At 46.9% G+C, this 24,692-nt stretch carries 20 protein-coding genes; 2 read left to right on the top strand and 18 right to left on the bottom strand.

The window, feature by feature from the left end:
- Positions 1 to 28: 28 nt before the first annotated feature.
- The 5 genes from ACMXI2_RS01045 to ACMXI2_RS01025 all read right to left on the bottom strand — a co-directional run bounded on the left by ACMXI2_RS01045 (position 29) and on the right by ACMXI2_RS01025 (position 6,056).
- Positions 29 to 2,065: a protein-disulfide reductase DsbD family protein gene (locus ACMXI2_RS01045; protein WP_483779891.1), complete on the bottom strand. Its 2,037-nt coding sequence runs from the start codon at positions 2,063 to 2,065 to the stop codon at positions 29 to 31.
- Positions 2,066 to 2,167: 102 nt separating this feature from the next.
- Entirely contained in the window at positions 2,168 to 2,623 is a 456-nt protein-coding gene (locus ACMXI2_RS01040) for a protein-disulfide reductase DsbD domain-containing protein (RefSeq protein WP_483779890.1), read from the bottom strand.
- Positions 2,624 to 2,660: 37 nt separating this feature from the next.
- Complete coding sequence (purQ, locus tag ACMXI2_RS01035; RefSeq protein WP_483779889.1) at positions 2,661 to 3,353, bottom strand: phosphoribosylformylglycinamidine synthase subunit PurQ; 693 nt, start codon at positions 3,351 to 3,353, stop codon at positions 2,661 to 2,663.
- Positions 3,354 to 3,542: 189 nt separating this feature from the next.
- Positions 3,543 to 4,520, bottom strand: coding sequence for a hypothetical protein (locus tag ACMXI2_RS01030; protein ID WP_483779888.1), 978 nt, complete (start codon positions 4,518 to 4,520; stop codon positions 3,543 to 3,545).
- 15 nt (positions 4,521 to 4,535) lie between these two features.
- Positions 4,536 to 6,056, bottom strand: a complete 1,521-nt coding sequence (locus ACMXI2_RS01025; RefSeq protein ID WP_483779887.1) for a hypothetical protein — start codon at positions 6,054 to 6,056, stop codon at positions 4,536 to 4,538.
- A gap of 196 nt (positions 6,057 to 6,252) precedes the next feature.
- On the opposite strand from ACMXI2_RS01025, the gene ACMXI2_RS01020 reads away from it, so the two are divergent.
- Positions 6,253 to 7,167: a TIGR01777 family oxidoreductase gene (locus ACMXI2_RS01020; protein WP_483779886.1), complete on the top strand. Its 915-nt coding sequence runs from the start codon at positions 6,253 to 6,255 to the stop codon at positions 7,165 to 7,167.
- Here ACMXI2_RS01020 and ACMXI2_RS01015 read toward each other — a convergent pair.
- The 7 genes from ACMXI2_RS01015 to ACMXI2_RS00985 form a co-directional block, all read right to left on the bottom strand.
- Positions 7,157 to 8,401 (bottom strand): anthranilate synthase component I family protein, encoded by a 1,245-nt coding sequence (locus ACMXI2_RS01015; RefSeq protein WP_483779885.1) that lies wholly within the window; start codon positions 8,399 to 8,401, stop codon positions 7,157 to 7,159. The genes ACMXI2_RS01020 and ACMXI2_RS01015 overlap by 11 nt on opposite strands.
- Positions 8,402 to 8,474: 73 nt before the next feature.
- The gene (locus tag ACMXI2_RS01010) at positions 8,475 to 8,924 is read right to left on the bottom strand and encodes a hypothetical protein (protein ID WP_483779884.1); all 450 of its coding nucleotides are present in this window, start codon (positions 8,922 to 8,924) and stop codon (positions 8,475 to 8,477) included.
- Positions 8,925 to 9,016: 92 nt separating this feature from the next.
- Complete coding sequence (locus ACMXI2_RS01005; protein WP_483779883.1) at positions 9,017 to 10,288, bottom strand: adenylosuccinate synthase; 1,272 nt, start codon at positions 10,286 to 10,288, stop codon at positions 9,017 to 9,019.
- Between the two features lie 189 nt (positions 10,289 to 10,477).
- A complete protein-coding gene (locus tag ACMXI2_RS01000) occupies positions 10,478 to 12,724 on the bottom strand; it encodes a RelA/SpoT family protein (RefSeq protein ID WP_483779882.1) in 2,247 nt (748 codons plus the stop codon).
- Positions 12,725 to 12,854: 130 nt separating this feature from the next.
- Positions 12,855 to 13,595 carry a response regulator transcription factor gene (locus ACMXI2_RS00995; protein ID WP_483779881.1) on the bottom strand — a complete coding sequence of 247 codons (741 nt, stop codon included), beginning with the start codon at positions 13,593 to 13,595 and terminating at the stop codon, positions 12,855 to 12,857.
- 114 nt (positions 13,596 to 13,709) lie between these two features.
- Complete coding sequence (locus ACMXI2_RS00990; protein ID WP_483779880.1) at positions 13,710 to 15,152, bottom strand: alpha-L-fucosidase; 1,443 nt, start codon at positions 15,150 to 15,152, stop codon at positions 13,710 to 13,712.
- A 2-nt stretch (positions 15,153 to 15,154) separates the two neighbouring features.
- Positions 15,155 to 17,716, bottom strand: a complete 2,562-nt coding sequence (locus ACMXI2_RS00985) for a beta-mannosidase (RefSeq protein ID WP_483779879.1) — start codon at positions 17,714 to 17,716, stop codon at positions 15,155 to 15,157.
- A 53-nt stretch (positions 17,717 to 17,769) separates the two neighbouring features.
- Between ACMXI2_RS00985 and ACMXI2_RS00980 the strand changes: the two genes are divergently transcribed.
- Positions 17,770 to 17,940: a DUF6728 family protein gene (locus ACMXI2_RS00980; RefSeq protein ID WP_483779878.1), complete on the top strand. Its 171-nt coding sequence runs from the start codon at positions 17,770 to 17,772 to the stop codon at positions 17,938 to 17,940.
- Here ACMXI2_RS00980 and lpxB read toward each other — a convergent pair.
- The 6 genes from lpxB to ACMXI2_RS00950 all read right to left on the bottom strand — a co-directional run bounded on the left by lpxB (position 17,937) and on the right by ACMXI2_RS00950 (position 24,419).
- Positions 17,937 to 19,040: a lipid-A-disaccharide synthase gene (gene lpxB / locus ACMXI2_RS00975; protein ID WP_483779877.1), complete on the bottom strand. Its 1,104-nt coding sequence runs from the start codon at positions 19,038 to 19,040 to the stop codon at positions 17,937 to 17,939. The genes ACMXI2_RS00980 and lpxB overlap by 4 nt on opposite strands.
- A gap of 17 nt (positions 19,041 to 19,057) precedes the next feature.
- Positions 19,058 to 19,360 carry a hypothetical protein gene (locus ACMXI2_RS00970; protein ID WP_483779876.1) on the bottom strand — a complete coding sequence of 101 codons (303 nt, stop codon included), beginning with the start codon at positions 19,358 to 19,360 and terminating at the stop codon, positions 19,058 to 19,060.
- Between the two features lie 31 nt (positions 19,361 to 19,391).
- Positions 19,392 to 20,168, bottom strand: coding sequence for a 5'/3'-nucleotidase SurE (surE, locus tag ACMXI2_RS00965; protein ID WP_483779875.1), 777 nt, complete (start codon positions 20,166 to 20,168; stop codon positions 19,392 to 19,394).
- 84 nt (positions 20,169 to 20,252) lie between these two features.
- Positions 20,253 to 21,029, bottom strand: coding sequence for an ABC transporter permease (locus tag ACMXI2_RS00960; RefSeq protein ID WP_483779874.1), 777 nt, complete (start codon positions 21,027 to 21,029; stop codon positions 20,253 to 20,255).
- Positions 21,026 to 21,877: an ABC transporter ATP-binding protein gene (locus tag ACMXI2_RS00955; protein ID WP_483779873.1), complete on the bottom strand. Its 852-nt coding sequence runs from the start codon at positions 21,875 to 21,877 to the stop codon at positions 21,026 to 21,028. The genes ACMXI2_RS00960 and ACMXI2_RS00955 overlap by 4 nt, the downstream gene beginning before the upstream one ends.
- Before the next feature lie 142 nt (positions 21,878 to 22,019).
- Entirely contained in the window at positions 22,020 to 24,419 is a 2,400-nt protein-coding gene (locus ACMXI2_RS00950; protein WP_483779872.1) for a 3-hydroxyacyl-CoA dehydrogenase/enoyl-CoA hydratase family protein, read from the bottom strand.
- Positions 24,420 to 24,692: the final 273 nt, after the last annotated feature.

Raw genomic sequence — 24,692 nt, 5'->3', positions numbered from 1 at the left:
ACGGCCTTTCTTTTTTATAACACTTTACTTATTTCGCGTGACGTTTTGCAAACTCCGCTTTTGCATCTTCGAGATACTTTACGAAGGCGTCTACATTTTCTTTTGGATCATAGCCATAACCAATGTTCAGCAGCGCGTTACCTTCCAGGTCTACCGGAATGTAGTATGGCTGGGAGTTACGGTTAAACTTGGTGATCTGGATATCCTGGTTCTTTAACCCAACATCCTTTACATTCAACCCGGAAGTTTTAGACTCATACCTTTCCTCATCGGACAGCCTGGTCTTTTCATCGGTGTATAAAGAGGCTACGATAAAATCGTTGCGCAGGATCTTCATCACCGCCGGGTTGGATAATACCGACTTTTCAAACTTACGGCAGTTTACGCACGTATGCCCCGTAAAGTCAATCATCAATGGCTTGTTAGCCACTTTGGCTGCTGCCAGCGCTTCTTCATAATCAAAGAAAACGTGTTCCACACCGGGGATTTCAGAATGAAGAATATCTACCAGCTTTTTAGGTTTTACGGTATTGGCATTGTTGCCGCCGCCTGTACCGCCACCTTCGCCACTTTCCAATGCTGCCTGTATATTTACCAGCGATTTATTGAGATTAAAGTCCTGGGAGCCTTCATGCGGCAGGAATCCACTGATTCCTTTCAGCGGGGCGCCCCACATACCAGGCACCATATACACCGTGAATGTAAACGCCGCAATCGCAAAACAGAGGCGGGTTACCGTGAGGAAAGGCACATCGCTGTCGTGGCTCAGTTTCAGCTTACCAATCAGGTACATCGTGAGCAACGCAAAGATGGCAATCCACAGGGCGAGGAATATTTCCCGGTCCAGCAGATTCCAGTGATAAGCCATATCTACATTAGACAGGAACTTCAGCGCCAGCGCCAGTTCCAGGAAGCCCAGCGTAACCTTCACCGCATTCAGCCAGCCGCCGGATTTGCCGATCTTATTCAGCAAACTCGGAAACAGCGCAAATAAGGAGAATGGTATAGCCAGTGCCAGCGAGAAACCGAACATCCCTACCAGCGGGCCGGAGTTCCCTCCTTTCGCAGCCAGTACCAGCAGGTTCCCTAAAATAGGACCGGTGCAGGAGAAAGACACGATGGCCAGGGTAAGCGCCATGAAGAAAATACCCGCCATACTGCCCATGCCCGCTTTAGAGTCGGACACGTTGGCCCAGGAGCTGGGTAAGCTGATTTCAAAAGCGCCCAGGAACGAGAACCCGAACAACAGGAAAATCACAAAGAAGATCATGTTGGCGATACCATTGCTGGCCAGCGAGTTCAGCGCACTTGCACCAAATATTTTGGTGATCAGGAAGCCCAGCAGCGTATAGATAACGATGATAGACAGGGAATAGGTAAATGCATTCCTGATACCCTGCGCCCTTGTTTGGCTACGCTTGGTGAAGAAGCTTACTGTGATGGGAATCATGGAAAATACGCAGGGCGTGATCAGCGCAATGAATCCACCACCAAAGCTGGCGATAAAGATCCACCACAAAGATTTGTTAGACGCATCATCGTCCGCCACGCCGCCTTTTACAGCAGCTGCACCAGTAGTATCAGCGCCGCCTGCTTTCGCGGCAGCAGGATCTCCCACAGGCACTTCGAAAGTAGCTTCTTCCGGTACCGCGTCTTCTCCTTTCAGTACCATGTAAGTAATGGTGCCGGAAAGTTTGGAAACGGGTCCGGTGGCTTTTACTGCCGCTACCAGTTCCACTTCGTTCTCAAAATATTTGATCTCGAGGTTATCGAATAACGGTTCTTTACGGTTTTCCAGTTTACCATTTTCTGTAATACCTGTAATAGTAGCTTTTACGCTGCTATCCAGTACTACCCTGGTATTAGGATCATCGTTTCCCATTGTGGTGGAAAAAAGCAGCCAGCCTTTTTCTATAGCGCCCTTCAGATGCAGCACATATTCCTGGTCACTTTTCTTTTCTGCAGAAAACTGCCATTTAACAGGCTTCGGGCTTGCGTCCTGCGCGTTTGCATTAAGTGCAAACAGGGCAAAGACAGGTATTAGAAATGAAAGCAAATGCTTCATATAGTCAATAGGCTTTAAATAATATAAATCTGAGAAAACAAGAAACGAGTTCCTGTTGAGGAACTCGTTTTGCGAGTATTGTTATCAGTTACCGGATTCAATTTATTTTCCTCCAACACTTACTGCAAATTCCACTTCTTTCGGTGGTAAACACTGGTGGTCATCGCACACCATAAACTCTACAGTGCCTTTTACTTTGGTAGCGGCTTTACCTTTTACCGTTACTTTTTGTACGAAGTCTACAGAGTTTTCGTAGAATTTCAGTTCTGAGTTAAAGTTTTTGTCGAATGACTTATGCAGTTTACCTATTTCTTCCACTTTACCTACAGAAGCGGCCAGTGGGTTTTTAGTAAACTTAAACGAGGTAGCTACCGGACCTTCTCCTGCTTCCTGTGCGTACAGATGCCATCCGGCATCGATAGTGGCAGTAGCGTGTACTTCGTAGGTAGTGGCATTCACCTTCTTCGCCGTAAAGCTCCATTTTACCGGATTCTCTATCTGTGCACTTGCCAAAATGGGCAAGGCGAATAAAGCCAGTGCTGTTAATAATTTTTTCATGCTTTTCTTTTTAATTGGTTGGTTGATTTTAATCTATCTAGTTGTTATTGATCAGACTTTGTAAAATCAGCTGCCCGTCTGTATTACCCAGGGCAAGGCTGGTAGCCCTTTCCGGGTGAGGCATCATTCCAAAAACATTTTTTGCTTTGTTACAGATGCCTGCTATGTTACGGATGGCGCCGTTATCGTTAGCAGATTCAATAATGTTGCCAAACTCATCGCAGTAGCGGAATAACACCTGGTTGTTCTTAAACAGTTCATCCAGGGTAGCCTCATCAGCATAGTAACGGCCTTCTCCGTGTGCGATCGGAATCATTAATGGTCTGCCGGCTACATCTTTGGTGAGGGATGCAGTGGTATTTTCGCTTTTCAGGTATACATTTTTGCAGATGAACTGCTGGTGCTGGTTCTGTAATAATACACCCGGCAGCAAACCTGCTTCGCATAATACCTGGAAACCATTGCAAACACCGATGACACGGCCGCCTTTATTGGCAAATTCAATCACACTCTGCATCATCGGACTAAACTTCGCAATAGCGCCGCAACGCAGGTAGTCGCCAAAGGAAAAACCGCCCGGTAATACGATACAATCTTCTGTGCTGAATGCGCTCAGGTCTTTATCCTTATGCCACAGTTCTATAACTTCCTGTCCCAGGTCATTACGCAGGGAATCAATCATATCATGATCACAATTAGAACCGGGAAAGGTGACAACGCCAAATTTCATCTGAAAATATTTTGTGTTTATGTGTAAATAATGCTTTTAAAAAACGTTTTTCCCTACGTTTTTGCCACCATTTTCACGAATGACAAAACTAATGGGAAAGGACAAAATTACTTCGCCGTTCGCAATTTTCCATTGCCGTTTGTCCTGATTTAACAAATTACTGGTAATCAGGCCCTTAAAATGGGGAAATCAGCTGAAATATTGCATAACGACGACATATGCCAATGCAATGAAGTGGATAATGTTGGCAAAAGTGTCGTTGGTAACCGACCAGAATACGTTACCGGCAAACATGGAGATCGGCAAAACTGCCAGCACCCAGTAGGCTGCTGAAAAGTGAATATTAAAGAACGGTACCATCATGGCTACCAGTACATATATGATTAATGCCGCCCATATTTTACGGCCCTGTATCAGCATTTTTTTAAGCGGGCGCTGCAACAGCAGCCATCCGATCACAAAAAAGAGCAAACATGCGATCATGGCTCCCCATACCTTATAATCAGTGATCATGGGCAGGGAGGCTCCCATATTAGGGATTTTCCAGAGCAGGGTCATCTGACCGGTGAGGAACAGGTAGGTACCCATCAGGTATAATGGACAGATCAGGCCCAGCAGGGCAATGATCCACTCCGCCAGCCGGAAAGCACGCATAATGAGCATACTGGCCAGCAGCAAAGAACAAAATATAACAGAGGGAAAGTAAAAGAGTCCGCTTATCCCCAGGGCAAACCCGATATTAAACACCACATCACGGGCGGAAGTACGTGTATACAACTCCGTTATGCTGGTAAATACCCACAGCATAATGAGGTTCACGATAAGGGCCGGCGAAAATACATTCCAGCTTTGCAGCATGGATGTAAACAGCAGGTAACACATGGCCGGCAGGTAAGTAGGCCGCGGAAATAACCGGTGGTGATTGATGATACGGGTAAAAAGCAGTGATTGCAAAAACAGCAGTAGCACGGCCATTGACGTAAATACCAGCGGACTGCCGCCGGTAAACGTATGCATCCATTTCACCAGCAGGTGATACAAAAGCCCCTCCGATCCGTCTGCCATGTAGGTAGATGGGTGAATCAGATAGTAAAACTTAACAACCAGCGTGTATATTAACAACAGCAATACCGTTAGCGGATTGCCTGAGCGGAAAAATCTTATCACAGTGCAAAGGTGTGATTAAAAGTCAATTTTAGCAAAGCAAATATAATTCCTGTAAATGCATGGTATCACCACGGTGCGGCCACTGATTTGTTTGCCATACCGGGGCATCCAGGTGAAACCCTTATCCAGGTTACGCAGCGTAGGCATGCGGTTCACTTTACCTCCCGGGGCCAGACTTACATCTGTTAACATATAATTCCTTCTGTCCAGTTCATTATACAGAAAACGTAATTCGCTGCCCACATTTACCATCAGGTAAGACAGGTACAGGTCGGCGTTATCATCATACTGGCTCTTATGTACAAAGTTATTCCATTGCATATTTCCCTCATCGTCGAACGACAGTACCGCTACATTATCATAATGATATCGCAGTCCCTGTGAATTGTTCCAGTAGTAAGGATTGTAGTACATGGAAGAATAAGGAGAATAGTAGTAAGGGGCGTACATGCCGCCGTAAGGGCTGCCATACATATAGTTCCACCGGTTCCAGGGCTGGTAGCGGGAAGAAGTGGAGAAAGATTCCGCGGTGAGCAGGAACCCACCGTTGCTGGTATTAATTACCTTACGGATGAAGTAATCGTTAAAGGCAGCGCTGGTGCTTGATTCGCCACGGGCATTCGCTTTCAGGTCGTCGGGGAATACCTGCGATTTCTCGTACACCGCTTTATGGTTGGCGTAATCGTATTTATACAGATATAAGCCTTCTACATTTCCTCTTTTCTGTTTATAATAAAAAGCAGTGACCAGGGCCGTTTGCTTATTGTTATCAAGCTTCATCTTTACCTCATCCAGCAATTGTGCTTTGAAGGCCATTGTGGAAGTTTCAAAGCTATCTACCAGCGAACGTTTCACTACCATGCTGCCGCTCACCACATAGTCGCGGTTGGAGGTGCGTTCCAGTTTATTAAAGATCAGATCGCCGGTATTGGTGAGGTTAAAGTTGCTGAGGAACTGCTTCTTCTGCATGGGCATGGACAGGCGGCTGTTATTCACCAGGCTCATGGCACTGTCGTACAGGAAGGTATAAAACACGTTGTTGTTTTCGTTATCCTGGTTGATCTTATATACCATGATGCGGTTCTTATCTTCCGATACTTCAACAGAATATACCTTGTTCTCTTTAGAGTAGATGCCGATGCGGGTAGAATCGATCAGGACAGGCGCGTCTGCAAACTTAGCTTCCGGCGACATAGTGGCACAGAAGCTGTACACCGCATCCTTGCGTTGAAACTGGTAGATCATCAGCACCTTATCAGGATAGGCCACAAAGTCCATGCTGATCACCTTACGGGGCAGGAAGTCCAGTTTAACCCTTTCTTTCAGCTGCATCGCATTATCATATACAGACACTACAAAGTCGCCGCGGTCTGTTTTATACACCAGTATATTCCCTGCTACCTTACCAATGATTTCAAATTCGGTGCTTTTGTAATCATCTTTCTCCGGTTCAGAATAGGTTATTTTCTGTGCCATTGCTGCTGTGCCGGCGAAAAGCAGCAACAATAATAATTGTAGGCGGTATAGCGTATGCATGCGGTAATATAGATTTCAGATATTTTTGTGATAATGCAGATGGCCCATTTGTATGTGCCATTTTCAAACTTACATTAAAATTCAGAAATTAAGTTGTCAATTTAAAGCCGGTAAGCCCTGCTTTTACATAAATTCCAAAAGGCCCGATTTATTGTGTATTTTTAATAAATTATTTTAAAAAAGCAGCTATTATTGAATGGAGACCGTTATTATAACCGGTGGAACAGGACTCATAGGGACGGCATTAACCCGGCTGCTGCTGGAGCGCGGCTACAAGGTGATTATCCTCAGCAGACGCCCCGATAAACGCAGCATTAAGGATGTAACATATGCCCACTGGAACGTGGAAACGCAAACCATAGATAAAGAAGCCGTTCAACAGGCGGACTATATAGTGCACCTGGCGGGCGCCAATGTGGGCGGGAAACGCTGGACAGCCACACGTAAACAGGAGATTATTGATAGTCGCACCAAAAGCAGTGATTTAATTTTCAACGCCCTGAAAAACTTCCCCAATAAGGTAAAGAAGGTGATCAGCGCTTCGGCAACGGGGTACTACGGCGAGTTTACAGATCATGTATTCACCGAAACAGACCCTCCTGGCACCGACTACCTGGCTACCACTACCCTTGCCTGGGAACAAAGCATTTCCAAAGTAACTACACTCGATAAAAAGCTGGTGATTTTCCGGACCGGGATTGTGCTAAGTCCGGATGGCGGCGCTTTAAAGGAATTCTACAAACCGCTGCGGTTTGGATTTGCCACGGTGCTCGGATCAGGCGAACAGTTTGTTCCCTGGATACATATTCATGATATTGTACGCCTGTACTTCAATGCCATTGTGAACGACAAACTGGAAGGCGTCTACAATGCCGTGGCTCCCAACCCTGTTACTAACCGTGAACTGATACTGAGCATGGCCCGGCAGGCGAAAGGCGGCAGCTTTATGACTACCTATGTACCTACTTTTGCCCTGAAACTGGCATTGGGGGAAATGAGTGTGGAAGTATTGAAAAGTGTAAAGGCTTCTGCCGACAAAATACAACGAACCGGTTTCCAGTATTCTTATCCTACCATCAACGAGGCGATGGAGCAGCTGTTTAGCCGATAACGGTTTTTTCCATAGCGGCGGCTTTCAGCAGGCACTCTTCCCATTCTTTTTCGGGATCACTGTAAAAAGTGATGGCTGATCCGGTCTGAAAAGAGAGATAGCGGTTCTCTGCATTGTATAGCATACTGCGGATCACTACATTAAAATCGAAATCACCTCCCGGCGTAATATATCCAACGGCTCCTGAGTAAAGTCCGCGGCGGGTTTGCTCATATTGTTCAATGAGTTGCATCACCCTTATTTTTGGCGCGCCTGTCATAGACCCCATCGGGAAGGCACTACGCAATACTTCCGTGAAGGGTGTTTCAGGAGACAGCTGTGCAGAAACAGTAGAGATCATGTGATGCACATGCGCAAAGGAGTAGATGCCAAAAAGCTCTGTTACTTCCACGGTACCCTGCAATGCGGTATGGGATAAATCGTTACGTACAAGATCTACCACCATTACATTTTCCGCGCGTTCTTTGGCGCTGTTCAGTAATTCCTGCTGCAGTTGCCGGTCTGTTTCCGGATCTGCATCTTTTCGGCTGGTGCCTTTTATCGGCTGGGAGATAACGGTATTACCTTTCTTTTGTATGAAGCGTTCCGGGCTGGAGCAGGCGAGGTAACGGTGATGCAGGCGGTAATAGGTGGCAAAAGGCGATGGTGACAGGGCATTCAACCGGGTAAATAAAGCCGGTGGATGTATGCTGATATTTTCCATGAAGTTTTCGCGGCAGAAATTCACTTCATAGCAGTCGCCCTGCAGGATGTGCTGTTGCAGGCTTTTCACTGCGGCAATATAGCGTTGATGATCCAGGCGGCTTTGCAATGGCTGCACGGGGGAAATAACCACGGGGGTTGTATCTGCGGGCATGTGCAAAACGGCTGTCAGGATCTCCTGTGCGTCTTCTTTGCTGAAAGCTTCTCCGCCGATATGTACCTGTTCTTTTTGCAGTTGTATGATTACGCGGGGCACAAAGAAGTGCATATCGGGGAACCCGATACCATCGAGGTGTTGTGATTGAAGCCCGGGTACCGTTTCATTTTTCAGATCGTAGGCGAGGTGGCCAAAGAGCCAGCCGGCGTGCGTTTGATGAAATTGCTGTAAGGCGGGGAAAGCGTTTCCGGCGTTTACTTCGAGGGTATGCAGCGCATCTGCAGCGAGTATGGCTTCATACTGATGCCAGGGAGAATCATAATTATTATTGTCTAAAAAACAACAAATGTTGAACTGGTTTCCCCAATCCAACATTTGTTGCTTAAATATTTTCTGATTATCAACCGGAAAAGTGTGGAATATCCTGATAACAATCGTGTTTTAGTGCTTAAAAATCATCATCGTCATCATCAAAACGATCGTTGAACAGATCCATGTCTTTGAATTCATCATCGATACCCAGGTCGTCGTCATCATCGGCTTTTTTGCTGCCAGTGCTGGGACGGCCGCGTTTACCTTTCGACTTAGGCATGTCAAATTCTTCAAAATCAGGATCATAATCATCATCTTCTCCTTTTTCCCAGGCATCATCCACATCATCTTCCTCATCTGCATCGTCTTCATCCTCCTCATCATCATCTTTACGTTTTGATTTGGATGCAGACTTATCTGATTTCTTTGGGGCAGATTTGGAAGGTTTCACATCTTCATCATCTTCCTCCTCCTCATCATCATCCACCTCTTTCTTAGGCTTGGCCGCAGCTTTGGGAGCGTCTTTTGCAGTCTTAGGAGAAGTAGTTTTTTTGGTCTCTTTCTCTTTATCAGATTTTGATTTCATAATAGGTTACCTTATTTCTTTGCCGTAAAGTTTTAATAGTTTTTTTTATTCGCCAAATTTTTTTTGCTGTTTTTTTTCCTTACTTTTTGGTTCTACTTTTCAAGGATCTGATCGCGTCCGGGTCCGTTGGAAACGTATTTCACGGGAACGCCCAGATACGAGTCTACTGCTGTAACAAATGCTTTCATCTCCGTTGGTAACTCGTTGAACTGCTGGCAGGTAGAAGTTTTATCGCTCCATCCTTTAAATGTTTCCCAGACTGGTTTAATGTCCAGACCGTTAATCTGGAAGGGCAGTTGCTTTGTTTGTTTTCCGTCAATTTCGTAGGCGGTGCAGGCGAGAACTTCGTCGAATTCGTCGAGCACGTCGCTTTTTGTCATTACCAGTTGGGTAACGCCGCTCAGCATGCAGGTATAGTTCAGTGCTACCAGGTCAATCCAGCCGCAACGGCGTGGACGGCCGGTTACCGCACCAAATTCGTGACCTGCGGAACGCAGCTTTTCGCCGGTGGCATCATGCAGTTCGGTAGGGAAAGGACCGCTACCAACGCGGGTGCAATAGGCTTTGGTAACACCAATCACTTCTTTGATCCACTGCGGGGCAATACCTAAACCGGTACATACGCCGGCAGAGATGGTATTGGAAGAAGTAACAAAAGGATAAGTACCAAAATCCACGTCCAGCATACTTCCCTGGGCGCCTTCAGCCAATACTTTTTTACCGGCTTTCAGTTTCTCATTCAGGAAATATTCGCCGCTTACCACGTTCATTTTCTGCAGGAAAGGAATGGCTTCAAAGAACTCAGCTTCCCAGTTGGCAATATCTTCTGAAAATTCATTTATATCATACTGACACAACAGCTGCAGATGTTTCTGCTTCAGTTTTTCGTACAGTGTTTTAAAATCGGGAGATAAAACATCGCCTACGCGCAAACCATTTCTGCCGGTTTTATCCATGTAGGCAGGTCCGATACCTTTTAAAGTAGAGCCAATTTTATCATTTCCTTTCGCTATTTCAGACGCTTTGTCCAGCGCGCGGTGTGTAGGAACAATGATATGGGTTTTTTCAGCAATAAACAGATTTTTTGTCAGATCTACTCCCAGGGCTGAAATATCTTCACTTTCTTTTTTGAAAGCTACAGGATCGAGCACCACGCCGTTACCGATCAGGTTGATGGTCTTATCATGAAATACACCGGATGGAATGGTGCGCAATACTACTTTCTGACCGTTTACATACAAGGTGTGACCAGCGTTTGGTCCACCCTGGAAACGGGCAATCACGTCGTACCTGCCGGCAAAATAGTCCACAATCTTACCCTTGCCTTCGTCGCCCCATTGCAGGCCTAACAAAACGTCTACCATAATGATTTAATTAAATATCGGAGGTTTGTTGCTTTAAAAGAAGTCGCAAAATTAAGGCGAATATTAAGAATTACAAACAAATTACTAATTACACACCGGAATTGCGGGTAAAAGGGAAGATTTCATCAAGATCTTCTGAAATCTTCCCTTTTACCCGCCCTTCTTTATTTGCTGTTTGTATTTTTTACTTTAAGATTCTTCGAGGCGCTGGATAGATTGTATTCCATCGAGCGTTTTAAGCCTATCCACGAGCTCGTCCAGTTCTTCCTTGTCGTGGACATATACTTTGATCAACCCCTCAAATAAGCCTTCTTTTGACTCAATGCTGAGGGCGGAGATATTAATCTTCAATTCACCGGAAATAATGTTCGTAATTTTATGGATCACGCCCACATCATCCATCCCGATAATGCGTAAGCCTGTGAGGAAGGAAATTTCGCGGTTCTTCACCCACTTGGTCTTTACTACGCGGTGACCATAGTTAGCCAGCAGCTGCGCAGCATTGGGGCAGTTGGTACGGTGTATCTTCAACCCTTCACTGGCGGTAATAAAGCCAAATACGTCATCTCCCGGGATCGGGCGGCAGCAGTTAGCCAGTTTATAGGCAATCTTGTCGGAGCTTTCTCCGAAAATGATCAGTTCTGCATCTTTCTTGGAAGGCAGCTGATGTTTTACATGTTCTTCCGGTACGTGTTCCGGTACCTTTACCGGTTTTGGGGGTTCCAGTTTATCGCCCAGTACAGAAAACTGTTTCAGTTCTTTCAGATCGATGTTGCGGACCGCCACCTGGTAATATAAGTCCAATGGGGACGGTTGTTTATAGAACTGTACCAGTTCATTGATATTATGCTGACTGAAAGAAATATTCATGTGCGACAGCTTACGCTCCAGTGCGGCCTTCCCGTCCATCGCCACTTTCCGCTTTTCTTCCTTCAGCGCATCCTTGATCTTGGATTTGGCTTTGGCGGTAAGCACAAAGTTCAGCCAGTCTTCCGAAGGCTTTTGTTTATTGGAGGTAATGATCTCTACCTGGTCGCCACTGCGCAATTTATGGCTCAGGGGCACCAGTTTGTAATTCACTTTAGCGCCGATACATTTGTTCCCCACCGCACTGTGGATGGAGTACGCAAAGTCGAGCGCAGTAGAGTTTACCGGCAATATTTTCAGATCCCCTTTAGGAGTATACACATAAATTTCTTCTGTAAAGAGGTTACTCTTAAAATCGGCGAGGAAGTCGAGCGTATTGGAATCCGGGTTGTTCAGGATTTCCCGGATCTGGGTGAACCACTGATCAAATTTAGATTCCTGCTGGGCGGAGGCATTGCTGCCTTCCTTGTAGCGCCAGTGGGCGGCCACGCCTTTTTCCGCATAATCGTTCATGCGTTTGGAGCGGATCTGCACTTCCACCCATTTACCGCTGGGGCCCATTACGGTTACGTGCAACGCCTCATACCCGTTGGATTTGGGGTTACTGAGCCAGTCGCGTGTCCTTTCCGGGCTGGGATGGTAAAAGTCGGTGATAATGGAATACACCTTCCAGCAATCTGCCTTTTCCTTATCTATCGGGGAATCCAGGATGATACGGATGGCAAAAAGGTCATATACTTCTTCAAAGGCAACGCCTTTTGTTTTGATCTTGTTATGGATGGAATGGATTGATTTCGGGCGGCCATAGATCTCGAATTCAAATCCTTCTTCCTGCAGCACTTCCTTGATAGGTTTGATAAACTCATTGATATAGCGGGTGCGTTCCCGTTTGGTTTCTTTGAGACGCCTGGCTATTTCCCGGTAGGTTTGCTGCTCCGTATATTTCATGGCCAGATCTTCCATTTCGGATTTGATATTGTATAATCCGAGGCGGTGGGCCAGAGGCGCATAAATGAATACGGTTTCAGAAGCTATTTTCAGCTGTTTTTCGCGGCTCATGCTATCGAGCGTACGCATATTGTGCAGCCTGTCTGCCAGCTTGATAAGGATAACCCGGGGGTCATCTGCCAGCGTCAGTAATATTTTCTTGAAGTTTTCTGCCTGTGCGGTGCTGGTACTGGAGTCTATTACGGTAGATATTTTTGTGAGACCGTCTACGATATGAGCGATCTCATTCCCGAACTCGCGGGACACATCTTCCAGTGTTACTTCGGTATCCTCCACGGTATCGTGGAGCAGGGCACATATGGCGGAACGTACGCCAAGACCGATTTCTTCCACGCAAATCTGCGCCACTGCCAGCGGATGCAATATATAAGGCTCCCCGGATTTACGCCGCATTTCCTTGTGTGCATCTGCTGCCATTTCAAAAGCAGTACGTACCAGCTCCCTGTCGCCTTTTTTCAAACGGGGCTTCAATGCCCTTAATAAAGCACGGTAATGCCGAACGATTTCCTTCTTTTCCTGCTCTTCGTCTAAATTATATTTTTGTACAACCACTGTTTCCATTAGAATAAAGTTACGATTTAATATAATCTGAAAGAAAAAAGCAGGTTTAGACAAAAAACACCCACCCTTTGCCGGCTATAAAACCGGAAAGGGTGGGCAGGTTGATTATTCGGCGGGAAAGAAAATGTAATCAGTGGAGAGGTACGGTGATCTTCACCGGCAGGATATCTTCCGGCACATTCAGCCGGAGGCCTACGTTATACACGGTTTCCAGCTCTATGCGGGGCACCAGTTTGAGTAACCGGCGCACACGGCCAATAAAAACGTCCATACTGCGACTTGCGTAAAAATCTTCTTTTCCCCAAACCCGCAGCAGCACCTCGTCTTTTTGTACGATGATATTTGGCCGGCTGAGGAAATAACGCAGCATTTTTGCCTCAATGGGAGAAATTCTTCCTTTGGCCAGTTTGCTGCTGGTTTCAAAGATTTTGAGTTTCCGGTAATGAAAGGTGTAATTGGCTACCGTGTGCCCTACCAGCAGCTCTGTTCTGTTGGGGCGGGTCCACTTCAGGATTACCTTCATTCTTTTTACCAGTTCCTCAAAACTGAATGGCTTTACGAGGTAGCCATCCCCTCCCAGCTGAAATCCGTTGATGCGGTCCGTTTCCTCCGTCTTTTCCGCCGACAGGAAAAAGATGGGCGTCAGCATCGTAACATTCCGGATTTCCTTCGCCAGTTCAAATCCATTCATTTTTGGAAGAACGATGTCGATAAGACAAATGTCATACTTGGACCTTGAATAAAGGTTCCAGGCATCCACGCCGTCGAAACAATGCTCCACACTGTAGCCGGCCTGCTCCAGGTGCTGTTTGACGATACCGCCGAATGCCTTATCATCGTCAACTAGCAAGACTTTTGGGTTTCTGTTCATATAGCTACCATTTGTGATCAGTTCGACTATAAAACAAAAAAGAGATGACCGCGGGTAAGCGTCCATCTCTTTTTTTTATTTATCAACACTAATTCACATTGATTCACACTATAATCACAGTTTTTCAACAGCCGGCATTTTGATAGCTATTGCATGCTGGAATCCTTTATCACGGATAGATACAGGGATCTGCACTTCCACTCCGGCGGCTGTAGTTTTCCACACCAGCTTATTATTGGTTCCCAACACCTGTAAACGGGCGCCTTTAACCGGCGTTAATCCTTTAAATGAAATTACTGCGGGCAATTTCTCATTCTGATCCAACAGATAGATCGCATATACGCTGCCGTCTTTTTTACGGGTGAAACACACTTTCCCGTCTTTGTAAGGGGCTACCGCACGGGTGCCATAAATAGCGTCCCCGTTAATATGAATCCATTCACCGATATGCTTCATGGTGGTGTAGGCATCGTTATGCAGCTCGCCATCGGGGCCGGGAGCCACATTCAGCAGGTAGTTGCCGCCTTTGGCCACGATATCCACCAGGTTATGGATCAGCACATTTACGGATTTGTATTTATCGTCCGGTACATACGACCACGAGCTGCCCATCGTCATGCAGGTTTCCCAGGGATAGCTGAGCGGCTTGTCGGGAATCTGCTGTTCAGGGGTGCGGTAGTTTTCGTAAGGGCCGTGCACACTGCGATCCACTACAATCAGTCCGGGTTGGTGACTGCGGGCCATCGTGGCAATTTTACCCATATCTATATCCTGATCCTGCGGAGCGGTTTGACTCCAGGAGAGCGATTCTTTTGTTTGTTGCTTCAACGGGCGCACCCAGCCGCCGTCCAGCCAGAGGATATCCAGTTTACCGTAACCGGTCATCAGCTCTTCAATCTGGTTATAGGTGTATTGTTTGAACTGGTTCCATCTTTCCGGATATTTCTTCAGGTCATAGTTCGGGTTACGGTCTTTTGGCGGGAAGTAGCTCCACCAGTAGTATTCGGTGTGCCAGTCGGGCTTGGAAAAGTAAGCCCCGGCATGTATACCTTCCTCACGGAAAGCCTGGAATACTTCCTTCGCCAGGTTGGCGCGCGGGTTCTTGCTGAAAGCGCCATCAGCGGCGGTTATCTTGTAATCGGTTTGTTTGGTATCAAACATACAGAAGCCATCGTGGTGCTTGGTAGTAAACACCAGGTACTTCATCCCTGCGTCCTTTGCGGCTTTCGCCCATTTTTCGGGATTAAAGTGAACGGGGTTAAACGTTTTCCCCAGCGCCTCGTACTTTTTCAGGTAATCGTAATACGGAACACCTGCCGGCTTACGCTGTGTCCAGCCTTCATCTTCCGGGCAAATGCTCCAGGATTCCACCACGCCCCATTGGGAATAGGGGCCCCAGTGCATGATCATCCCAAATTTCCAGTCCTGCCATTCGTCCAGCTTCTTTACCACCGCCTGATCTGTTTCAGGTACATAAGGTGGTTCTTCATTCTGTGCATGGAGGCCATTAAAGCCCAGCAACGCAAATCCCAATAAGATCAGGTATTTCTTTTTCATTGTTAGTTTTTATAAGACGATACTAAAGTAGTTACTTTCAATGCCTGGTGGATCAATTCGGGCAGCTGACCTGTCTGCAACCGGATGGTCCGGGTTTCTCCCGGCAACAGATCGAAGTAGTTGTCTTCAAAATGATCGGTTGCAGTGGCCTTGTCCAGCGACAGGTAAACATTTCTTGCCAGCTTGTCTGTTTTCACGCGGATATAAACAATGCCTTTATCTTTGGCTACCTTGCTGGTTACCACATCCAGGTGCGGTACTTCCAGGTTCATATCCTTCGCCGGAGCAAAGTAAAAGATATTCCGCTCCATATCCTTACTGTCTATTCGCAGTTGCGCATAGAATATTACCCTTGCCGGGTTATTTCCCTGTAAAACTGCAGCGGTATCGATGGCGTGTAGTTTTTCACTGGTATTTGCCTTTACAGAGATATCCGTTAATTCTTTTTGCCAGATCACCTTACCATTCAGATCTACTGCTTTCATCAACAGGTCGGCTTTACCTTCGTATTCATCTGTTACGAGGTAGGTACACAACTGTCCGTTTTCGATAACGCTGGATACCAGCCGTGGCCTGAATGCGTCTTTTACATAATACTGCAGCGCTTTCCAGCGGCCGTTGTAATCCCGTCCCGACCAGGAAGCGCCCGGCCAGCAGTCATTCAGCTGCCAGTAGAGGGTGCCCATGCAATAAGGCATAGCCCTGCGATGGGCTTCTATGGCTACTTTCATGCCTTCTGCCTGTAATACCTGGCTGAGATAAACAAAAGAGGGAAAGTCTTTCGGCTCACGATAGTAATGCAGCATGTACGTTTTGATGGCCGTATTTCCTTTAGCCGGACTTTTCTGGTGGGCCTGCATCACATTGGAAAAGATATCATAGTCTTCTTTCTCAGCAAATGTGCGGATCGTTTCCATAGACGGGAAGGACTGGAAACCATATTCGCTCATAAACCGTGGCACATGTGTATTAAATGCTTCAAACCATTCCATACCATGCCATACGCCCCAGTAGTGATTATCTCCTTTGGTAAAATCTTCCGGCTTTCCCCAGTTGCTGATGGGCGAAGAATGAAAATAAAAAGCGCCCGGCTGGTACGCGGCCACCTGTTGTGGCAGCACTTCTTTAAATAATTTATCATATCCCTGCTGCAAACTTTCCCACTGGGTATTCGTATAGGCGTAACCGCTTTGCCAGCCCCAGTTTTTAATGGCTACCGCCACTTCATTATTTCCGCACCACAGCGCCAGCGAAGGATGATTGCGCAAACGTTTTATATTATCTGCTGCTTCCTCTTTTACATTTTCCAGGAACGCGGGATCGGAAGGATAAAGGGTACAGGCAAACATAAAGTCCTGCCAAACCAGGATCCCGTGCTGATCTGCCAGCCTGTAAAAATTATCATCTTCATAAGTACCCCCGCCCCATACGCGCACCATATTAAAGTTGGAAGTCGCCATATCCTGAAACAGTTTTTCCTGTTTTTCTTTGGTTACGCGCGGCAGAAAATTATCCTGGGGAATATAGTTGGCGCCTTTCATAAACACGGGCCGACCGTTTACTTTTACATAAAACGATTCGCCCAGGCTGTCGGGTTTGTTCACTACTTCAATAGTGCGCAACCCTACCTTATTGCTTTGGGTAGTCACTACCTTTTTATTGCTGAGCAGGTTGACCTGCAGTTCGTAGCAGAAAGGGGCGCCTATCCCGGCAGGCCACCACAGTACTGGTTTTTTTATAGAGAAAGGTACTTTTATTACATTGATGCCCGCCTGCAGGCTTACCGGTAATTTTGCCAGTTCAGGGGTAGATTTTGCGGGCAGCACCTGCAAGGTATAATCTCCCGCGGCAGCGGCTTCAATGGTCACTTCGGCCTGCATGTTTGCTTTGGTGGAATCCAGTTGCAGCTGTTGCCAGTATACATCGCGGATCACCGCTTTATTCCAGCTCCGCAGCACGATGGGGCGGTAAATACCGGCCGTAACCAGCCGCGGGCCCCAATCCCAGCCGTAGTGATAGGGGGCTTTACGTGCATAAATACTGAGTGGAATATCGCTGGCATCGTTACCGGCGGGATAGATGATGCTGTCCTGCAAAAACCGGGGCATGTCTGTTTTGACGGGGCTTTTAAACAGGATACGCAATTCGTTGTCGCCCGCTACCAGCCATTCTTTTACACTTACCGTATGCGAAACAAACATGTTTGCCGACTGTAGTATTAAATGATTATTGAGATACACATCTGCATAGGTATCCAAACCTTTAAACTCCAGTTCTATCTCGGCTGCATTTAGTTCCTGTTTTTTGATGTGCCATCTTTTCCGGTATTGCCAGTCTTTCTTATCTACCCACTGCACGGCTTTTTCATTGGTTCCCACAAAAGGATCGGGGATTAAATGCTGCGCCATTAAATCGGTGTGAACCGTTCCGGGTACGGTAGCGGGCCGCCAGATTCCTTCGTCCGTGCGGGAAAATTCCCAGCCGGTAAGCATAGGGTTGTTCTGTGCTATTCCATTGGTAAACAGGTTAAAAAACAGTGCCACTGTTAACAGTAAATATTTCATGTCCTATTTTTTCAGAAGGACCAAAAATAGCACTGATTTACGATCTTTGGGAGATGAAAAGTATCTGGCAGCAAATATTGAGGTATCTGTATATAGGGAAGAAGGATCCCAATGCACCAAAAACACGTTACGTGGCTATGATGCATGGGATGAACAGAATTTCTTTGCTACTTTTTATAATCGCCCTTATCATTATGATGATCCGGCTGCTCAGACGGCACTAAGCGATGGCGTATTCATAGATCACTTCTGCTGCGCGGCGGGAAGCATCCTTTTCTCCCAACTTATGCCATAGTTCTGCATAATCTTTCATCACACGACTTCTGGCGGCTTCATTATTCAGTAACGAGTTTAATTCCTTCAACAGGTTTTGTTCTGTGAGGTCGTGCTGAATCAATTCTTTCACTACCAGTTTATCCATCACCAGGTTTACCAGGGAGATATATTTTACTTTAATGAGATGTTTTGCGAAGAAGTACGAAATAGGATTTCCTTTATAGCACACTACTTCCGGTACTCCAAACAAAGCTGTTTCCAACGTGGCGGTTCCGGAAGTTACTAATGCGGCTTTTGCCTGGCGCAGTAATTTATAGGTTTGCCCTTTTACCATTGACACGTTGGGATGCTGACCGGTAAGCCCTTCCAGGAAATGATCATCGAGGCTGGGCGCCTGCGCCACTACAAACTGGTATTGTGGAAAGTGTTTCGCCATTGTGAGCATGATAGGCAGCTTTACGCTCACTTCCTGTTTACGGCTCCCCGGTAATACGGCGATCACGGGTTTATCTGACAACGGCGCATCAGCAGGTTGTTCTTTGGCAGCTTTAATTACTTCCACCAAAGGATGTCCTACGTATTCGGTTTCATAATTCCATTTATGGTAAAACGTTGGTTCAAACGGAAGGATGCACAACATTTTATCTACATACTGCCGGAGTTTTTTCACCCTGTTTTCTTTCCAGGCCCACACCTGCGGGGAAATATAATACACTATTTTAAATCCCTGTTGTTTGCCCCATTCGGCGATGCGCATGTTAAACCCCGGATAATCAACCAGCACCAATACATCCGGTTTAAAGGCGGCGATATCTTTCTTACAAATTTCTATATTCTTTAAAATGGTACGGAGGTTCATGACCACTTCCACAAAACCCATGAAGGCCAGTTCTTTGTAATGCTTTACCACATGGGCGCCGGCGGCTTCCATCAGGTCGCCTCCCCAGCTACGTATATCCGCAGACGTATCTAACTGTCTTATTTGTTTTACAAGATTGCTGCCATGCAAATCACCTGACGCTTCTCCTGCAATGATGTAATATTTCAATATCCTTTAATTAAAAATTATCTGATCAGTTTGAGTAATAATATGCCAATGGCATACAGCATGGTCATCAGGAAAATGCCTTTGGCGGTAATATCCAGCCGTTTTCTTGTATACAGAAAAAACACCAGTCCGTTTAGTAACAGGCAGATGCTGGTGAGCTTCGGAATCATCTGTTTATTGTCTTTCAGAATGCCGAGGAACTGTCCCAGCCCCACGTTGTTATGTGGCTTGATGACAAATAAGTAATACAGGAAAAACGCAAACAGGGGTGTTAAAAACCCCAGTAAAATTCCTAACGGAAGATTGTCTTTTTTTAACATACTGTAATTATGATGGCGATATAACGAATGTTTACAGGTCTTTCCAATCTTCTTCCAGCTTCTTTTTCAATGAATAATTTGTAAGATCAAACTGCACTGGTACCATAGAGGCGTAATTATTTTCCAGTGCCCACACATCTGTATCCTGTCCGTTATCGCGGTTTTTAAATTCTCCTGTGAGCCAGTAGTATTTTTTACCGTGCGGGTCGCGGCGTTCATCAAATTCTTCCACCCATTTCGCGTCTGCCTGCCGGCAGATTTTCAGTCCCCTGAAATCCTTTTCATCCACTATCGGAATATTTACGTTGAACAGGGCACCAGGTGGCAGATCGGATCCCAGCATTCTTTTGGTAACATTGTGCGCTATTTTTCCGGGCAGCGAGAAATCAGCATCATAGCTGTATTCCAGGAACGAGAAGCCTACGGAAGGAATACCTTCTATGGCTGCTTCCATTGCGGCAGACATAGTGCCGGAATAGATCACGTTGATAGAATGATTGGCGCCGTGGTTGATGCCGCTCACGCAGATATCCGGTTTGCCATGCAGGATTTTATCGCGGGCCAGCTTTACACAGTCCACCGGTGTGCCGGAACACTGCCATGCTTCTATTCCTTCAAAGATATCCACCTTTTCCAAACGCAAAGGAACACCGATGGTGATGGCGTGTCCTTTGCCCGACTGTGGACTATCAGGCGCTACCACCACTACTTTACCCAAAGGCTTCACTGCTTCTATCAGCGCCCGGATACCCGGCGCCGTGATGCCGTCGTCGTTTGTTACCAGTATAACCCGCTCTTGTTTTGCCATAATTCACCTTTTTTCTTTGCTCAACAAATTTAAGCTCTCTGCCAAACATTTCGCTTTAAAAGAATGTGAAATATATAGATATTTCTACAGATCGGATTTTAATATTTTCCTGAAAACCAGGTAGATGCCCAATGCGATATAGGCTATCATGGCCGTTACATACACATAGGCTTCGTACTGATCGCCGGTAGATACCATTTTACCCACCAATGGAAACGGCAGCAGCTCGTCGCCGCTCTGCAGCGGCAGCAGGCCGCCAACAGGTCCGGCATTTCTTTTTACGATAAAAGACAACAGCTGATCCAGCATCATATTGTAAGCCACAAAAAGCACGATAGCCAGCCCGGCCCGTTTCACCAATACGCTTATCAGCAGGGCGATGGTAAGCATCACATTAAACTGCAGGAAGTAGTACAGCATGTAGTGGTATCCTTCCATGCTGAAGGGTTTGTTGCCATAAATGATTCCCACCAGGGCGCCGCTGACAGTAGCCACCACCAGTGTGAGTACGGAAATAGCCACCAGCCAGAATAATTTGGCGTATACAAACTGGCTTCTTTCCCAGCCGTCGATTACATTCTGGCGGTTGGTGCGGTATGTATATTCATTGGTTACCAGGATGATCAGGAGTAGTCCGAACAGCGCGGAGATATAGCTGTTCAGCGAAGCCATTGTGAGCCATACTTCCGGGAAGCTGAAGGGGTTGCCAAACATTTTACTTACCTGTTCCAGGTTTTCGCTGAATTTGTCGGCCACCATGAAATTGCCTGCGGGGATAATCACCAGCGCCAACAGCAACATCACCCAAAAGGTGCGGTAGTTTCTTACTTTGAGCCATTCGGTACAGATGATCCGTTTCATGATGCGGCGATATTGGTAATTTCCAGGAATGCGGTTTCGAGACTTTTCTTACGGAGTTGCAGGTAGCTGAGCCAGATGCCCTGTTGGGCGCAATAGCTGTTGATCGTTGCTGCATCGGGCGATTCCGCGAACGAAGCCCTCACGATGTTGCCCTGTATGATGGCGCCGGTGCAACCGGGATACCGGAGCATGGCCGCCTGCACCTGTGCGTTATCCGCAGCAGCCAGTTCCACGAAATCGTTGCGGCTGATCACTGTGTGTACCGGTCCTGACAGCAATAATTTCCCGCTTCTCAAAATAGCGACGTGGGTGCATACTTTTTCCACTTCATCGAGCAGGTGGCTGGCGAGGATAATGGTTTTGCCGCTGTCTGCCAGTTTACGCACCAGCTCCCGCACTTCCGCGATACCGGAGGGATCGAGGCCGTTGGTAGGTTCGTCCAGGATCAGTACATCGGGATCACCGAGTAATACAGCGGCAATGGCCAGCCGTTGTTTCATACCGAGTGAATACGTTTTAAAGGCCGAGTGCTGGCGTTGCGTGAGGCCACAGATCTCCAGTACTCTTGCGATGTCGTCTTTCCGGCGCTGTTTGATAGCAGCGGAGATTTCCAGGTTTTTGTATGCGCTGAGATAATGATAGAAATTGGGCGTTTCCAGCAAAGTACCTATTTGCCGGCGTTCTGCGGCGGAAGGCGCTTTATCAAAAAGGGTGAAGCTGCCGGTATCTGCTTTAAGCACATCGGTAACAACGCCGAGCAGGGTTGTTTTACCGCTGCCGTTGGGGCCTAATACGCCGAATACGCTACCGGCCGGCACATCGAAGGAAACACCTGACAATGCCTGCACCGTTCCGTATCTTTTGGAAATGTTTTGTAAGGATAGAATTGGCACGGGAGTAAATCTAAAGGATGAAAATAAAAAGGGAAATGCAGCGAATGATCTTATGGCTAATCTTCACTACATTTCCCATACATTAAAATAACAGTTTCTAATTTCGTACGGGTTTGCCCGTTTTAATCACGCTTTGTAAGCGTTCCAGCGTTTTGCGTTCACCGCATAAACTCAGGAAGGCTTCCCTTTCGAGATCCAGCAGGTATTGTTCGCTTACAAAAGAGGCTTCTGTAAGATCGCCACCGCACATCACATAAGCGAGTTTATTTGCCACTTTCTGATCGTGTTCTGAAATATAGTTACCAAACTTCATGGCATATACGCCTGCCAGTAAGGCTCCCAGTGCGCCGCGACCCATCACTTTGATATCTGTTCTTTCCACGGGGCGGGTATATCCTTCGTCGGCCAATGCTATTACGCTGCGTTTGGCGTCGGCAATAAGGCGGCTGAGGTTCATGGTAATTTCATCGTGTCCTTTCTTCAGCACGCCCATATCAAATCCTTCAAACCCGGAGGTGGCTACTTTAGCAGTGGCTACGGTCATGAAGTAATCTTTCAGGGGTTCTTCCTCGATGCGGCCTTCCTTGTATTCCAGGCTGGCGCGGAGCGTCATTTCTTTGGTACCGCCGCCGCCGGGGATGAGGCCTACGCCCAGTTCCACCAGCCCGATATATGTTTCGGCTGCTGCCTGTACTTTATCGGCATGTAAACACATTTCGCAGCCACCACCCAATGTGAGGGCGTGTGGCGCCACCACTACCGGTACCGATGAATAGCGCAGGCGCATGGTGCTGCGCTGGAAGAGGCGCACTGCCATGTCCAGCTCATCAAACTCCTGTTCTGCTGCGAGCATGAAGATCATGCCCACGTTGGCGCCCGCGGAAAAGTTGGTGCCTTCGTTGCCTACTACCAGTCCGCGGAAGTCTTTTTCAGCGCGGTCTATCGCCTTATTCAATCCTTCCAGCACTTCCCCGCCGATGGTATTCATTTTTGTTTTCCAGTCGAAACATACCACGCCGTCGCCGATATCAACCAGGTTGCAGGCGCTGTTTTTCCAGACTACATTATTGGAGAAGTTTTCCAGGATAATGAACTGCCCTTCTCCTGGCAATGGTTTGTAGGTTTGGGTACTTACGTCGTAATATAATTTCTTGCCGTTGTCTACTTTATAGAAGCTGGTGATCCCCTTTGCCAGCATATCTTTTACCCATTGGGCAACGGTGAGTCCTTTTTCTTCGATGAGTTTTACGGATGCTTCCACACCGAGCAGGTCCCAGGTTTCAAAGGGACCGATTTCCCATCCGAAGCCCGCTTTCATGGCGTCGTCTACTTTATAGAGGTCGTCTGCTATTTCAGGAATGCGGTGCGATACGTAGGAGAAGAGGAATGCGTGGAATTGTTTGTAGAATTCGCCGGCCTTGTCGGAAGCTCCTGCCAGCGCTTTGATGCGTTGTTTCAGGTCTTCGATAGGTTTGGCTGCATCGATGCTGGCGAACTTTGCTCTTTGTTTGGGTCCGTATTCCATTGACTGGAGGTTCAGCGTAAGGATTTCTTTGCTGCCGCCGTCTCCTTTGGTTTTCTTGTAGAAGCCCTGCCCGGTTTTATCACCCAGCCAGTTGTTTTCCACTACTTTCTGGAGGAAGGGAGGTATTTTAAAGATACCGATGGCTTCATCCTGCGGGCAGTTTTCCATGACGCCTTTGGCTACTTTCACCAGGGTATCTATTCCTACCACATCGGCGGTACGGAAGGTAGCTGATTTAGGGCGGCCGATTACGGGACCGGTGAGTGCATCAATTTCGTCGATACCCAGGCCCATTTCCTGCATGATGTGAAAGATGGCCATGATAGAGAACACGCCTACCCTGTTGGCAATAAATGCCGGGGTATCTTTACACAGCACGGTTGTTTTACCGAGGAAAAGATCGCCGTAGTGCATGAGAAAATCGACGACGGCGGGATCTGTGTGTGGTGTTGGAATTATTTCGAGTAAACGGAGATAGCGGGGCGGGTTAAAGAAGTGGGTACCGCAGAAGTGTTTCTGAAAATCTTCGCTACGGCCTTCAGTCATGAGGTGGATCGGGATGCCGGAGGTGTTGGAGGTGATGAGTGTACCGGGTTTCCGGAATTGTTCCACCTGTGTAAACACGGTTTTCTTCACATCCAGGTTTTCCACTACTACTTCAATGATCCAGTCCACATCTGCGAGGCGTTTCATATCATCGGTGAAGTTGCCTGTTTTAATGCGTTTGATCACATCTTTGGTAAAAACGGGCGACGGGTTGGATTTTATGGCGGCCTGCAGGGCATCGTTTACAATCCGGTTTTTCACAGCGGGGCTATCCAGTGGCAGGTTCTTTTTCTTTTCTGCCTCATTGAGTTCCTTTGGCGCTATGTCCAGCAGTAAAACCTGTACGCCTATTCCTGCAAAATGACAGGCAATCCTTGATCCCATTACCCCTGAACCTAAAACGGCTACTTTGTTGATGTGTCTCATTGCTTTGGCTTTTAGCTGTCAGCTTTTTATTCATTACGCGGAGCTTCCAGCATTTGTAACTTAAATTTACCGATCCTTGAATTTAGCATTTTTTGGAGTTCCATCATCAGGGGGCGCACGATTTCTGTAAAATTTGCAGATCGGAGCGGATTTTGTCTTTCTCAGGATTACGCTGATTATACTGATTTAGGGAATTTGATCACTTTTGATTTTAAAAGATTCGGGGAGACATAAGCGGATATTTTCGCTTATGTCTCCCCGAATCTTTTAAAA

Source organism: Chitinophaga sp. G7 BAM 1005 (assembly GCF_057126945.1).
Note: the sequence above shows the minus strand (reverse complement) of the source record. Positions and strands in the feature narration are given on the sequence as shown.

Coding starts and splice junctions, on each gene's coding strand:
- ACMXI2_RS01045 (WP_483779891.1), bottom strand. CDS start 2,065: ATGAAGCATTTGCTTTCATTTCTAATACCTGTCTTTGCCCTGTTTGCA.
- ACMXI2_RS01005 (WP_483779883.1), bottom strand. CDS start 10,288: ATGGTAGACGTTTTGTTAGGCCTGCAATGGGGCGACGAAGGCAAGGGT.
- ACMXI2_RS00980 (WP_483779878.1), top strand. CDS start 17,770: ATGAAAAGTATCTGGCAGCAAATATTGAGGTATCTGTATATAGGGAAG.
- ACMXI2_RS01000 (WP_483779882.1), bottom strand. CDS start 12,724: ATGGAAACAGTGGTTGTACAAAAATATAATTTAGACGAAGAGCAGGAA.
- ACMXI2_RS00970 (WP_483779876.1), bottom strand. CDS start 19,360: ATGTTAAAAAAAGACAATCTTCCGTTAGGAATTTTACTGGGGTTTTTA.
- ACMXI2_RS00990 (WP_483779880.1), bottom strand. CDS start 15,152: ATGAAAAAGAAATACCTGATCTTATTGGGATTTGCGTTGCTGGGCTTT.
- ACMXI2_RS00950 (WP_483779872.1), bottom strand. CDS start 24,419: ATGAGACACATCAACAAAGTAGCCGTTTTAGGTTCAGGGGTAATGGGA.
- ACMXI2_RS01020 (WP_483779886.1), top strand. CDS start 6,253: ATGGAGACCGTTATTATAACCGGTGGAACAGGACTCATAGGGACGGCA.
- ACMXI2_RS01025 (WP_483779887.1), bottom strand. CDS start 6,056: ATGCATACGCTATACCGCCTACAATTATTATTGTTGCTGCTTTTCGCC.
- ACMXI2_RS01010 (WP_483779884.1), bottom strand. CDS start 8,924: ATGAAATCAAAATCTGATAAAGAGAAAGAGACCAAAAAAACTACTTCT.
- ACMXI2_RS00995 (WP_483779881.1), bottom strand. CDS start 13,595: ATGAACAGAAACCCAAAAGTCTTGCTAGTTGACGATGATAAGGCATTC.
- ACMXI2_RS00960 (WP_483779874.1), bottom strand. CDS start 21,029: ATGAAACGGATCATCTGTACCGAATGGCTCAAAGTAAGAAACTACCGC.
- purQ (WP_483779889.1), bottom strand. CDS start 3,353: ATGAAATTTGGCGTTGTCACCTTTCCCGGTTCTAATTGTGATCATGAT.
- ACMXI2_RS01015 (WP_483779885.1), bottom strand. CDS start 8,401: ATGTTGGATTGGGGAAACCAGTTCAACATTTGTTGTTTTTTAGACAAT.
- ACMXI2_RS01040 (WP_483779890.1), bottom strand. CDS start 2,623: ATGAAAAAATTATTAACAGCACTGGCTTTATTCGCCTTGCCCATTTTG.
- surE (WP_483779875.1), bottom strand. CDS start 20,168: ATGGCAAAACAAGAGCGGGTTATACTGGTAACAAACGACGACGGCATC.
- ACMXI2_RS00985 (WP_483779879.1), bottom strand. CDS start 17,716: ATGAAATATTTACTGTTAACAGTGGCACTGTTTTTTAACCTGTTTACC.